8 protein-coding genes are annotated in these 12,291 nt (G+C 43.7%); 2 read left to right on the top strand and 6 right to left on the bottom strand.

Annotated elements, in window-relative coordinates; genetic code table 11:
• Positions 1 to 152: 152 nt before the first annotated feature.
• Positions 153 to 800: an NUDIX hydrolase gene (locus tag X939_RS0112575; protein ID WP_025763629.1), complete on the bottom strand. Its 648-nt coding sequence runs from the start codon at positions 798 to 800 to the stop codon at positions 153 to 155.
• Between the two features lie 338 nt (positions 801 to 1,138).
• Positions 1,139 to 2,713 (bottom strand): NAD(P)/FAD-dependent oxidoreductase, encoded by a 1,575-nt coding sequence (locus tag X939_RS0112570; protein ID WP_025763628.1) that lies wholly within the window; start codon positions 2,711 to 2,713, stop codon positions 1,139 to 1,141.
• Between the two features lie 199 nt (positions 2,714 to 2,912).
• Here X939_RS0112570 and X939_RS0112565 point away from each other — a divergent pair, with 199 nt between their 5' ends.
• The gene (locus X939_RS0112565) at positions 2,913 to 4,076 is read left to right on the top strand and encodes an acyl-CoA dehydrogenase family protein (RefSeq protein ID WP_025763627.1); all 1,164 of its coding nucleotides are present in this window, start codon (positions 2,913 to 2,915) and stop codon (positions 4,074 to 4,076) included.
• A gap of 8 nt (positions 4,077 to 4,084) precedes the next feature.
• On the opposite strand, the gene X939_RS0112560 is transcribed toward X939_RS0112565, so the two are convergent.
• Positions 4,085 to 5,569 (bottom strand): helix-turn-helix domain-containing protein, encoded by a 1,485-nt coding sequence (locus tag X939_RS0112560; RefSeq protein ID WP_025763626.1) that lies wholly within the window; start codon positions 5,567 to 5,569, stop codon positions 4,085 to 4,087.
• A 165-nt stretch (positions 5,570 to 5,734) separates the two neighbouring features.
• Positions 5,735 to 6,406: a porin family protein gene (locus X939_RS0112550; RefSeq protein ID WP_025763624.1), complete on the bottom strand. Its 672-nt coding sequence runs from the start codon at positions 6,404 to 6,406 to the stop codon at positions 5,735 to 5,737.
• Positions 6,407 to 6,682: 276 nt separating this feature from the next.
• On the opposite strand from X939_RS0112550, the gene leuS reads away from it, so the two are divergent.
• A complete protein-coding gene (gene leuS / locus X939_RS0112540) occupies positions 6,683 to 9,490 on the top strand; it encodes a leucine--tRNA ligase (RefSeq protein ID WP_025763622.1) in 2,808 nt (935 codons plus the stop codon).
• 514 nt (positions 9,491 to 10,004) lie between these two features.
• On the opposite strand, the gene X939_RS0112535 is transcribed toward leuS, so the two are convergent.
• Together X939_RS0112535 and X939_RS0112530 are read right to left on the bottom strand one after the other, a co-directional pair.
• The gene (locus X939_RS0112535; protein ID WP_025763621.1) at positions 10,005 to 10,874 is read right to left on the bottom strand and encodes a sugar phosphate isomerase/epimerase family protein; all 870 of its coding nucleotides are present in this window, start codon (positions 10,872 to 10,874) and stop codon (positions 10,005 to 10,007) included.
• Between the two features lie 19 nt (positions 10,875 to 10,893).
• A complete protein-coding gene (locus X939_RS0112530; RefSeq protein WP_025763620.1) occupies positions 10,894 to 12,270 on the bottom strand; it encodes a M16 family metallopeptidase in 1,377 nt (458 codons plus the stop codon).
• Positions 12,271 to 12,291: the final 21 nt, after the last annotated feature.

The following is a 12,291-nucleotide window of genomic DNA, read 5'->3' as shown; positions in this document are numbered from 1 at the left end:
AACTATATTTAAAAGGTATGGTACTAAACAATACTGGTATTAGGCCTCTGCCTTTGCAATACATATCCGGTTAGGCCATGGAGGCATATCGGTAGGTAAACCTAGGCGGGACATAAATCCCGCTAAGATAGCAAATAAACCTATTATTTCCTTCATTCTTCTTCTGCTTGAAAGGTCTGATATACGTCGAGGAGTTCACTGATCATCATAGCTGTGGCTCCCCAGATTTCTTTATTGTCAATCTTGTAATAAGGGGCGGTAACAGGCTCCCCCCGAATAATAATCTGACTACTTCCTATGATTTCCTGTTTGATGATCTCCGAAAATGGAATCTCATAAATATCGGCTACCTCCCTAGGGTCAGGGTAGAAGCTAGGGCGGGAAGGGGTACATGCCACTACCGGTAGCACATTGAAGTTACTAGGTGGTATAAACAATTGCGAAAGCTGACCTAAAACCTTAACTTCATTGAGCCTTAGCCCAATCTCTTCCTGCGCCTCTCTAAGCGCCGTTTGTACAAGGTCGCGATCTGTGGGTTCTTGTCGGCCACCTGGAAAGGCTATCTGACCGGAATGGACACCATCATAAGGCGGCCGGAGTATCACAGGAAAGTATATATCATTCTGATAAGGATAGAATAGTATCAGAATCGCACTCCTTCTGGTTCGTTCATTGGGCTTAAAATTTAATTTGTTCCGGCTGCTTGCCTGCATACGTTGATGCGACAGTTCACCCGGAAGTGGTAATTTAAGTTTTTCAGAAAATTGTTTTACAAAAATATCAAAAGAATTGTTGGCCATAAAGAATGTCAAAGCTTGTTTAAATGATGAAGGATGGATAACAAATCCTCACGCTCCTTTGGAAACAAGTTATCACCCTTGGCTTACTGTGTAATGGAATCAGTTGATATCATATGCCGGGCTGAAGCAATTTACAACTGAAATCCACAAGGTTCTATTTACCAGTAAGCAGTAGGAACCCTTAAAATGGTGGCCCTTGTAACGTAACTATAATCATAACCTTTTCCGGACCTTAAAAATTCGAAATGCGGTCATTTATTAGGGGCAGTGCCTGGAACCTGGGATCTTGTATTTCTTTCGGTATAATCGGTTCCGGAATTAATAAGAAAATTATACGACTAGCCTATGACATGTCGCCGGAGCTGTTCGGCACAACGCTCTCCATCCATGGCTGCTGACATAATCCCTCCTGCGAAACCAGCCCCTTCTCCGCAAGGATAAAGCCCACGGATCTGAGGGTGCTCACAGGTTTCACGATCTCTTGGAATGCGCACCGGCGAAGAGGTACGGCTCTCTACACCTACTAGCTGGGCCTCATTGGATACATAACCCTTCATCTTTTTTCCAAATTGCAGAAGTCCCTCCCGCAGCGGATTTGCAATATTTTGAGGAAGGGCTTGAAGCAAGTTAACTGCATTCAGTCCAGGCTGGTAGGAGGTAGGGTTCAGAGCAGGGCTGGTTCTATTTTGTATGAAATCGGAGACTCTTTGGGCTGGAGCCGTTTGAGTCCGCCCTCCTAATTCCCATGACAATGCTTCTAGTTCTTTCTGGAATGCGAGGCCAGCCAAGGCGCCATGCTGGGAGTATGGAGCCAGATCTTCCTTTGTAATGGCCACCACCAGTCCTGAATTCGCATAGGGGGAGTCGCGGCGTGAGGGCGACATTCCGTTGACTACTACCTCTCCGGGTGCGGTAGCCGCTGGGACGATGAAGCCTCCCGGACACATACAAAATGAAAATACGCCTCGTTGCACTCCTCCGAAATAGGTCTGTGTTACGAGACTATAAGAGGCTGCGGGTAAATACGGACCTCTATCCGCCTCACAATGGTATTGAATCTGATCTATAATAGGTTGCGGATGTTCGATACGAACCCCCATTGCAAAGGATTTATCTTCTAACAGAATATTTTTCTTGTCTAGCAACTCATAGATGTCCCTAGCGGAGTGACCAGTGGCTAGGATCACACCTTCACCAAGGTATTCCTGTCCGGACTCGGTACGGAGGCCATTGATCCTCGATTTATCGATAATCAGGTCTACCACCTTTGTGTTAAAGTGAATTTCACCTCCTGCTTTAAGAATGCTCTCACGCATATTGGAAACCACCTGAGGTAATTTGTTGGTGCCTATATGTGGATGGCTGTCCACCAATATCTGTTCGCTGGCACCATGACTCACAAAAATTTCGAGTACCCGACGGATATCGCCTCTTTTATTGGAACGGGTATATAGCTTGCCATCAGAATAAGTGCCCGCTCCCCCCTCACCAAAGCAATAGTTAGATTCTGGGTTTACCAAATGTTTTTTGTTAATGTCAGCCAGATCTCTACGTCTTGCCCGGACATCATTACCTCTCTCAAAAATTATGGGTTTGAGCCCTAATTCTATGAGCCGTAAGGCGGCAAACATGCCTGCAGGCCCACAGCCTATCACCAGGGCTTGAGGGCTTTTGCTAACATCGGGATAGGAGCTGTCAATCTGTAGCAGAGCCGGGGCCGGTTCGTTAACATAGACCGTAACCTGCAAATTTACCTTGATGCGCTTGCTGCGGGCATCAATAGACTGCTTTGCTTTTCTCAATATTACTTCGGCATTGCTGTCGATATGAAGCTTACGGAAAACATAAGCCTGAAGCGCGGGCTCATTCAATGCCACCTCCGGAGGAAGGGAAAGTTGTAGGTTCTTGATCATGAGTTGTAGAAAGGGAGTTATCCTTCAAAGGCTGCAAAGTTAAGTAATCTTCTCTAGCTGATCTATATATTTCAGCGGCAGATTATAATACAACTAAACAGAAATTTACCCAGAAGTTCCTGTGTCTTCTAGGCAATTATGATCCTAATTGATTATCTTTTCCTTATCAACAGGGCAAAGACCAAAATATCATTTACTTATGACTCCTACCGATTTTTTTCAAATCAGAGATTTACTTACTCCAGACCAGTTATTGGTAGCCGATTCTGTTCGAAGTTTTACGGAAAAAGAGATCAAACCAATTATGGAAGAAAGTGCCCAGAATGCAATTTTTCCCGAACATTTATTGGCAAAGTTTGGAGAACTGGGTCTTTTCGGGACTACTATCCCACAGCAATATGGTGGCGGAGGGCTGGACTATATCAGCTATGGACTCATGTGTTATGAAGTTGAAAAAGGTGATTCTGGAATGAGGTCCACCATTTCCGTTCAGAGCTCTCTGGTGATGTGGCCTATCTTCGCCTACGGGACGGAGGCACAAAAAAGAAAATACCTTCCTCCTCTGGCATCCGGCGAATGGCTGGGGTGTTTTGGACTGACAGAGCCCGATCATGGCTCTAATCCTGGGGGGATGCAGTCCCGGCTGGTACGAGTTGATGGAGGCTATCGGCTCACTGGAAGTAAATTATGGATATCCAATGCTCCATTGGCCCAGGTTGCAGTAGTATGGGCGCGTACCGATGAGGGGAGGGTCCAGGGCGTACTCGTAGAGAAAGGAATGGCCGGTTTCACGGCTCCAGAAATTCACCATAAATGGTCACTGCGTACCAGTATTACTGGTGAGCTGGTATTCGACGATGTCTTTATTCCCGACACGCATGTGCTGCCTGCGGCGGTGGGTTTACAAGCAGCATTGAAGTGTCTGGACAAGGCGCGATATGGAATTTCTTGGGGTGCAGTGGGAGCCGCTACCGACTGTTATGAGGTGGCCCTAAGTTATGCACAGGAACGAATCCAGTTTGGGAAACCACTGGCCGGATTTCAACTCACGCAGAAAAAATTAGCAGAAATGCTGACCGAGATTACCCAGGCCCAATTGCTGGCTTGGCGACTAGGAGTACTCATGAACGAAGAGAAGGCCAGTACTGCTCAGATATCAATGGCCAAACGAAATAATGTTGCCATGGCATTGAGGGTAGCCAGAGAGGCCCGTCAGATTCTAGGCGCTATGGGTATCTCAGGATCATATCCGATTATGCGACATATGATGAACTTAGAGTCTGTGATCACCTATGAAGGTACCCATGATATTCATTTATTGATACTCGGAGCAGAAATTACGGGTATACCTGCTTTTCAGTGAATAGCGAATTATTTGAGAACCTTACTTAATGCTTTTCGAAGCTCTTCATTTTTATGACGCTTCTGGAGGATAATAGGAGCTGCAATTCGTTCTTTACAATCGAACATTGCACAACGTTCACAGGTTTGATTGACAACTCGATGCGGGAGGTTTGCATCTGTTAAGAAGGTCAAAGATTTCTGGGCGTGATCGTCCAGATAGATTCCCATCGAAACACTGACATTGAGGTTTGGATTGGTGGCCGATTTTTGAGCCAGACTAATTACCAGGTATTCGTCCTTGGTGTCGAGATAGGTAGAGCGCTGGGCCTTGCAGAGGGTAGTACCCGATGGATTGTTATTCTCTGCCAGTTCATTCAGAATATTCAATGCGATCCAACGACGGCAATAGTGCTCGTCTCTTACGGTATGGGGATAGTGCTTTTTCGAAATATGGAGCTCTTTGGTCATGTCAAACTGATTATGACCAGTGAAATTGTTAAACCTGGCGAAAAATATTTCCTTCAGTCCAAAATATTTGGGGAGTACATTACTCAGTCGGTAACAGAAGGACTCCGGAGTAGTGTGGAAGTCCTGAATCATCGCCAGCAGCATCTCCGGTTGCCACCGGGCCGATTCAAATAAGGTGGCCAGCCGAGGGACCAGTAGTTTCCGCTGAATAATGATGGCGCTAGCAAAATAGGAGGCTCTAAAATTATTTAGAAGCTGTTCGAATGTTTCATCTTCCACCAACGCAGTGGTGTAGAGCCTATTCTTCAGATTAAGATGAAGATATCCTATTTCTCTTGCCAGAATAAAGGTGCGCTGAATGTCAGATAGCTGGTCATTGATGAGTAAACGAGCCGATTTGATACAGGGAATAGTAAGAGACCGAACACTGGAGAATTCTGGATTCGTTCGCTCGTTAATATGTTCCATTTCATACTGATACTGTTCTTTCAGAATTGATGAGAGGAGTTGCTCATCTACCTGTTCGGAAGAAGGGATTTGCTGTTGGTCTAAAAAGAGTTCAGCCGCTTCTTCAATATCCTCGAAGTAATTGTCATGCATCTCCTGGTAGGTTCGAAGAGCGGAAAAGTGAAACTTTTCGATGGACATATTGTAATTTCTAGCAATTTCTATCAGGGTGCCAACAAATGCGCTAATCTTCGTTGGGGCATCCGACAGAATATGTAGCAAACTGGCAGGATCGATACCAAATAGCTCCAGGGGTAATTCAGTAAGAACATTAGAGTCCAGCAACTCTGAAATGGGTTCCAGTCTTTTATTGAGCTTCATGGAAACGAGGCTATCATATTCCACGTCCATGGCCTTAGCAAGGGCAATAATTTTATCAGATTTTGGGTACTTTTTCCCCTTTTCTATTTCATTAATATAGGATAGTGACAATCCAGACTTCTGGGACAGCTCGTTTAAAGAAAGGCCACGGTCTAGCCGTAATTGTTTCAATTTCAGTCCGAAAACGAGTTTGATATGGTCTGTATTTAATGCCACGGTAGGTAAATGCTATAGTTATGTTAGGGAATTGACTCAGGGGTTTAACGGAAATTTTCCTCTGATTAAGTCTACAAAAGTAGGCAATACAGATTATAATAATGGGGTAAAAGAAAAAAGGAGCTACCGATACGATAGCTCCTTTGCGAAAATTAAATGGGGTTATTAGAAAATAGCATATCCTAAAGTCGCTTGGAATAGATTACTTTTTCTTCCAAATTTTGCTTCGGTATTGCTGTTATTAAAGTTCACTTTGGCCACCTCAGTGAAGTTTCCTTCATAGCGAACATCAATACTTACCCTTCCAAAGTCGACTCCCACACCGGCCTGATATCCATAAGCCAGTTTGTCTTTGAATTGCGCGTCACTATTGTCTCCGGTAAAATCATCAAATGAATCGCCTAACTTACCATTGGAGGATAGTCTTAGAGAGGCCATAGGGCCCACATTTACCCGGAATATTTTTCCAATTTTAACACCGAGTAATACTGGCACATCCAGATTGGTGAATCCTACATCTACTTTTCCTTCTGAATTGGTAAGGCCATCTCGGTATACATTGAATTCACCACCTTTTTGAGACAGCAAAAGCTCGGGTTGTACATAAAATTGCTTTCCAAAACGAAAGAAGACACCCCCTACAAATCCTAAGGAACGGTTTTCATTATCTTTAAAATCGAAAGCACTCCCGTTACCATTGAGGGAAAGGTCGTTGCTGCCATTGATATTGGATAAGTTTGCCCCTGCTTTTACACCGAATCGGAATCCGGGGTCGTATTGTGCCGAGGCACTAAGGCTAAGGGTTATGGCAAAAACTGCGAGCAATAATTTTTTCATGACTAATAAATGTTTGTTTGGGGTATTCTCGAATTCTTTAAGTTTAATAACACAAAAACTGTGCCCGTATTGCCCGGATGTTTTATTTTTCCTTTTTCTGTAGCCCTAAAGGGTATATTCGCTCAGAATCGGCGGCGAGGTTACGAACTGCAATTAAAAAACCTTATTTTTGCGGGAAATTTTGCTAGCCTGTCCATTGATGGCCAGGCCAAATGTCATGATAAGGGTTTTCATAAGCGAGGATTATAACCAAATAAATAAAGAAAAATCAGCAATATGAGTGAGTATAGTCATAAGGAGATAGAGAAAAAATGGCAGCAGTACTGGGACCAAAATCAAGTATTTAGAGTCAATAATGACTCCGACCGGCCCAAATACTACGTTCTGGATATGTTTCCCTATCCATCGGGTGCCGGCCTACATGTAGGGCATCCTCTGGGCTACATCGCTTCGGATATATATGCACGCTACAAGCGCCAAAAAGGGTTTAACGTGTTGCATCCTATGGGATTTGACAGTTTTGGTTTGCCAGCAGAGCAATATGCTATTCAAACAGGGCAGCACCCGGCCGTTACGACTCGCGACAATATTGCTCGCTATATAGAACAGCTGAAGAATCTGGGCTTCAGCTATGACTGGAGCAGAGAGGTTCGTACTTCTGAACCCTCTTATTACCGCTGGACTCAGTGGATCTTTATGGAGCTATTTAATAGCTGGTACAACCTGGCTGAAGATAGAGCGGAAGAGATTACTTCCCTGATTTCGGCTTTCGAAAAAAATGGTAATCTTACTGTGCAGGCCGTGTGTGATGAGGATACCCCTTCCTTCGATGCGGCTACTTGGAGCGGGTGGGATGAGGAAACCAAATACCGCATCACACTCAAATATCGTCTAACCTATGTAGCGGATGCGACAGTTAACTGGTGCGCTGGATTAGGCTCGGTACTGTCTAACGACGAGGTAAAGGATGGACTTTCGGAAAGGGGAGGGTTCCCGGTGGAGCAGAAGCAAATGCGCCAGTGGATGATGCGAATATCTTCTTATGCCCAGCGCCTTCTGGACGGCTTGGATACCGTCGACTGGTCTGAATCATTGAAAGAGCAGCAACGCAACTGGATTGGTCGTTCGGTGGGTGCTCTGGTAAAGTTTCAGCTGGAAGGACATGAAGAAAAAATAGAGGTCTTTACTACCCGTGTCGATACCATCTATGGAGTTTCTTTTATGGTAATCGCTCCCGAACACGAATTGGTGAGTAAGATTACGACTTCTGAGCAGCAAGCTGAAATATCGGCCTATATCGAAATGACCAAAAAACGGTCGGAACGAGATCGCATGTCGGATGTCAAAACCGTATCTGGGGCCTTTACGGGTGCATATGTTATCAATCCATTCAATGGAACACAGATTCCGGTCTATATTGCGGATTATGTTCTTGCAGGTTATGGAACAGGGGCCGTTATGGCCGTACCGTCGGGGGATCAGCGGGATTGGAATTTTGCCAAACATTTTGACCTTCCGATTATACCCATTCTGGATGCCCAGAAAAATATCGAGAAAGAAGCAGATAATACCAAGGAAGGGAGGTATATCAATTCGGGAATGATTGATGGACTAACCTTTGCGGAAGCTAATGAAAAGCTGATCGCCTACCTGGAAGAAAATAATATGGGTAAAGGCAAAATTAACTATCGCATCCGGGACGCTGTATTTGGCCGCCAACGCTATTGGGGGGAGCCAGTTCCTGTATATTACAAAAACGATAGTCAGGGCCAAGCCTTACCATATCTTATTGACGAAGATAGTCTGCCACTTAACCTGCCTTCTGTTGACAAATATCTGCCTACAGAGTCGGGAGAGCCTCCATTAGGTCGCGCTCAGGATTGGGCACACGAATCTGGTAGCCCTTACGAGTTGAGCACCATGCCTGGATGGGCTGGCAGTAGCTGGTACTGGTATAGGTATATGGATCCTAAAAATGAGGATGCCTTTGCTTCCAAAGAGGCCATAGGCTATTGGAAAGCGGTAGATTTGTATATAGGTGGTACAGAACATGCTACAGGACATTTGCTATATAGCCGTTTTTGGAACAAATTTCTGAAAGACCGTGGCTATGTACTTGAGGAAGAGCCCTTCAAAAAGTTGATCAACCAAGGGATGATCCAGGGACGAAGCAATTTTGTATATCGTATTAAAAATGCTGATCAAACCAAGCCGGTATTTGTAAGTGCAGGATTAAAAGATCAGTATGAGGTAACTGCCCTTCATGTCGATGTCAACATTGTTGAAAATGAAATCCTGGACTTAGAGCGCTTTAAAGCTTCACGTCGCGACCTTTTTGCCGATAACGCAGACTTTATACTCGAAGAGGGTAAATATATTTGTGGAGTGGAGGTAGAGAAGATGTCCAAGTCCAAGTTTAACGTAGTAAATCCGGACGATATCGTTACCCGCTATGGCGCGGATACGCTGCGTTTATATGAAATGTTTCTTGGCCCTTTAGAGCAAGCCAAACCTTGGAACACCAATGGCATAGACGGGACCTACCGATTTATTAAGAAGTTATGGAGACTATTTTATAGTGAACATGGTAAATATCTTGTAGTGGACGAGCCAGCTTCGGAAGCTGCGCTAAAAGTACTTCATAAGACCATTAAAAAGGTAGAAACGGATATTGAAAATTTCTCCTTCAATACGGCTGTAAGTGCCTTTATGATGTGTGTGAATGAGCTAGGGAGTCTGAAATGTCATAACAAGGATTTGCTGGAGCAACTCGTGATACTAATTTCTTCTTATGCACCTCATATTGCTGAGGAGTTATGGGTAATATTAGGGCATGAGCCGGGTAGCGTTTCTCAGGCGCAATTCCCCGTATGGGAGCAGAAATATGTAGTAGACGCTGTTTTTGAATATCCTGTTCAAATCAACGGGAAAGTTCGGATTACCATGCCTTTCGCCCTTGAAACATCAGTTGCTGACATACAAAGTGAGGTTCTGGCCAATGAGACTGTACAGAAATGGATGGAGGGTAAGCCTGCCAAAAAGATAATCGTCGTTCCAAAGAGAATCGTGAATGTAGTTATTTAAACATTTAGTATTCTTCTGTAAAACACCAGCCTTGGATCCATCAGGGCTGGTGTTTTTTTTGGTAGAATAACGAAAAAAAACCGCCAAACTTTCGTCTGGCGGGGGTGTATAGTGTGCAACTCTGCAATAGATTTTAAGATGGTACTCTTTGCTCTACTGTTTCGTTTGTCAATGAAGTGTGTGTGTAGCTTAAAAATTTTAGTTGTTGATGAAGTAAGGCTTTTAATTGTTGATGAAATGTATTTAGTTGATGAAATGTAACTTACTTTTTTATTGATGAAATGTATTATGATAGTGTGTCCTAATGTGCTATTAAGACCCCATAGCGCCGCTGAAGTCACATATTAGTTGAAAATTTTTCTATAAAAAACTTCGATATTTGATAAGTGAGCTGATAATCAGCCATATAAAGTTGGGAGGGGAGGTTGCAGTGTCAGGTTACTGCGAATGATTTTAAGGGGAACAAAAGAAAAGGACCTGTTTTGAGAGGTCCTTGGTTTTTTTTCAGAAAATTTTAATGCTGAAGTGATCGAATATAATCTATTGTCACCGGGATTTGTTTTATATAATATGGGCTTTCGTCCTCAATAAAATAATGTTCTATTCCAATTTTTTTAGCGGCTATCAGGGCTGCCTTAATATCGATCTGGCCAGTTCCCAAGGCTACATCGTTGGTCGTGGGTGTGCCACCGGATAGGTCTCCCTTCACCCCTTTTTTCAGATCTTTTAGGTGCATTAATTTCCAGCGACTTCCATATTTAAGTAAGAGCGCTGCCGGGTCTTGACCTGGAAACTTGGTCCATAAAAGGTCCATTTCAAACGATACATATTTTGGGTCCGTTTTATCTACAATATAATCGAATAACGTTCCATTTTCATGGGGAACGAATTCATAGCCATGATTATGATAACAAAAAGTGAGTCCGTTATCATATAATATTTTACCTATCCGGTTGAAGTCTTCAACCGCCTTTTGAGCTGTAGACAGATCAAACCCCGTTTCTGGATGCGGGATCCAGGCCACCATTACATATTTTGCGCCCAGTATTTTGGCGTTGCGAATAGTATTCTCAGGGTCTTTCATAAGTTCGACATAGCCTGTTCCAATAGAAGGCATGGCGATTCCCCGTTTATCCAATTCGGCCCGGAGTGCTGTGGTGCTTATTCCCTTGATTGGCCCCCCTTCCATTTCCGTTATCCCTAGTTGTTGAATAGTATCTAGAGTAGCCTGTATTCCTTTGGGCCAGCTTGCTCTGAAAGTATATGCTTGTACACCCAAAGGTTTGTTATACACTGCTTCATTCTGGGACCAGCAATGAACATAGGATATAAGTGTTAACAGGATGGCCGTAAGCAGACTGCTCAATTTGTGTATATATGTCATAAACTTGAATGAAAATTCATTAATAATGATCGTCTTTTATCTCTTTCTCTAAGAGGTTTCCATATTTTTTGACCTGCTCTCTTATTTCATCAGCCTTTCCAATCAAAACAAATTGGAGATTATCTTTAGGGAAGTATCTGGCTATAATTTCCTTGGCCTGTTTCAGATCGATATTTTCTACCTTTTGCTGGAATGTGTTGATGTAATTTTCATCAAAGCCATAACGATACATATCAGTAAGTAACTGAGCCAAACTCCCTGACGATTCATAGTTTGGTGGAAAATCTCCTTTTACATATGCTTTAGCCGATTCTAAAATTTCCGTTGTTATACCGTGCTGGTGCAAACTATCAAGCACCTGGAGTGCCAAATCGATGGCAGGGACTGTGGTCTCATTTTTGGTGAAGGTGCTGATCTGGAAGGTGCCTGCATATTTATAACGACTGAATCCACTTCGAGCGCCATAGGTGAGTCCTGAATTTACCCGTAGGGCATCATTAAGCCAAGACGTGAACCGGCCTCCCAGGATAGTATTGATAACCATAACAGGCACATAGTCGGGGGAGTTATAATCTATTCCCTTGCCTCCAATCAAGAAAGTGGTCTCTCTGGCATCTTCCTTATTGATCAGGAGTACCCGACTCTCCTTAAAATCTAACTCGGGAGCTTTTCGTTTAACTAATGCTGCAGCGTTAGTTTTCCATACGCCAAATATCGCCGTTAACTTACGTTTCATCAGGGCACTGTCAAAATCTCCGACCAATGCAAGGGCAGCCCGATCGGTGGTATAAAATTGCTTATAGAAGGTTTGAGCCATCTCACTGCTTAGCGGTGCTACCGATAATGGCGTTCCCTCCCTAGGCGCTCCATATGGGAAGTTAGGGAAGAGTAAGGCGTTATAATAGTTAGCAATGACCGATCGCGGACTTTCTCTGAGCTGCTGAAGATTCAGTAAGGTACGTTCCTTGTTTTTGTTAAACTCAATGGAGTCGAAGGTAGGAAACATGGAAACCTCTTTTAAAATCTCCAACATGAGGTCCTGATCTTTTTTTGCAAATGTTGCCGTAATTCCAGCACTCTCTTTTCCTGCGGTGCTTCGAAGTGTGGCGCCTACGTAATCCACCTGATCATCTAATTCTGTTTTACTGAATTTCTTGGTTCCCAGCAACAACGCATCCGCTGTCAAATTAGCCAGCCCCGAATTACTTCCATCGTGCATGCTACCGGCATCGAAGGTAAAGCTTGCATGAATCACAGGAACTTCATGCTGTTCCATTAGAAATATGGTCAGACCATTTTTGAGTACTACCGTTTCGTAGGATGGAAGTTTGAAATGATGTTGGGCGTGAGCCACAAGGCTAAAAAGAGTAAATAAACTTAAGAATATATGTTTCATATTGTTAGCGCTTAGGAGTTC

This window comes from Dyadobacter tibetensis Y620-1 (assembly GCF_000566685.1).
Taxonomy (GTDB): domain Bacteria; phylum Bacteroidota; class Bacteroidia; order Cytophagales; family Spirosomataceae; genus Dyadobacter; species Dyadobacter tibetensis.
The sequence above is the reverse complement of the archived record's forward strand: the minus strand, read 5'-3'. Positions and strand labels throughout refer to the sequence as shown.